Origin of the sequence: Acidocella aminolytica 101 = DSM 11237 (assembly GCF_900129125.1) — a bacterium.
GTDB classification, from domain to species: domain Bacteria; phylum Pseudomonadota; class Alphaproteobacteria; order Acetobacterales; family Acetobacteraceae; genus Acidocella; species Acidocella aminolytica.
The window spans coordinates 1-1026 of the sequence record NZ_FQVJ01000107.1; the positions used below are offsets into that span (position 1 = coordinate 1).

Sequence of the window (1026 nt, forward strand, 5' to 3'; positions counted from 1 at the left end):
GGGGGGGGTAGGGAAAACAACTCTCAGCGTGAACCTTGCTGCGAGCCTTACACGCGCCGGTGCGCGGGTTTTGTTGATCGACGCAGATCCGCAGGGTAGCGCCTTGGATTGGGCTGCAGCCCGCGAAGGTGATCCGCTTTTTTCCGTGGCTGGTTTTCCCAGGCCGTCTATCCACAAGGAAATTGGGCAGATCGGGCACGGGTACGATCACATTGTGATCGACGGGCCGCCGCGTGTGACCGACTTGGCCCGTTCCGCGATCATGGCGGCGGACATTGTGGTGATTCCTGTTCAGCCCAGCCCTTACGATATTTGGGCTGCGGAGGAAGTGGTAAAACTGATAGAAGAGGCGCGCATTTATAAAGAAAACATCAAATCAGTTTTTGTAATTAATCGTAAAATAACAAATACGGCAATCGGACGTGATGTGCGTGAGGCACTTGCCGCATATCCGGTTCCAGTCCTGCAAGCCGTTATCACTCAGCGGGTGATCTTTGCAGAGGCCGCAGCCCATGGCCAAGCTGTTTTTGAACTGGATGCGAATGGACCGGCAACGGCTGAGGTCGAGGCAGTGGCGACCGAATTGATGGGGTATGCGCAATGAGCAAAAAAATCTCTATTGGGGCTAAGCCCACCACTAGGGCTGTTCCGGCCGCTGCAGATGCGTGGGTGGAGAGCCGTAATGCTGGCGAGGTCGTGCCGATGAAACGGCTGACCATTGATATTCCGGAGAGTTTGCACCGTGCGATAAAGGGGCAGTGCGCTATGCGTGGCACCAAGATTGCGGATGAACTGCGGGAAATTTTGGTACAGAAATACGGAAAATCGTAAATACACAATTCTGTGTCTATGCTACTCCACAACAGATTGAAAAAAAACTGGACTTTCAAATTTAGCTGCTACGGAATGTGCCTTACCTGGAGGGTGGAGGCGCGATTCGCGTAACGCTCTCGGGGCGCGGCGGCAGTAAGCGGTGCCGTGTGGTTTAACCTTCTGGCTTGGAGATCATAGCCCAGAAATAGCAAA

General features: G+C 53.8%; 2 protein-coding genes. Both read left to right on the plus strand.

Annotated features, from left to right (window positions below):
• Positions 1–604, plus strand: a 604-nt coding sequence (gene parA / locus BUB54_RS19820; protein ID WP_073212048.1) for a ParA family partition ATPase, incomplete at its 5' end; no start/stop codon positions are given.
• Entirely contained in the window at positions 601–831 is a 231-nt protein-coding gene (locus BUB54_RS19825) for a hypothetical protein (protein ID WP_048880650.1), read from the plus strand. The genes parA and BUB54_RS19825, both read left to right, overlap by 4 nt.
• Positions 832–1026 lie beyond the last annotated feature (195 nt).

Excerpts from the sequence above, each read along its gene's own strand:
- BUB54_RS19825 (WP_048880650.1), top strand. The coding sequence starts at position 601 with ATGAGCAAAAAAATCTCTATTGGGGCTAAGCCCACCACTAGGGCTGTT.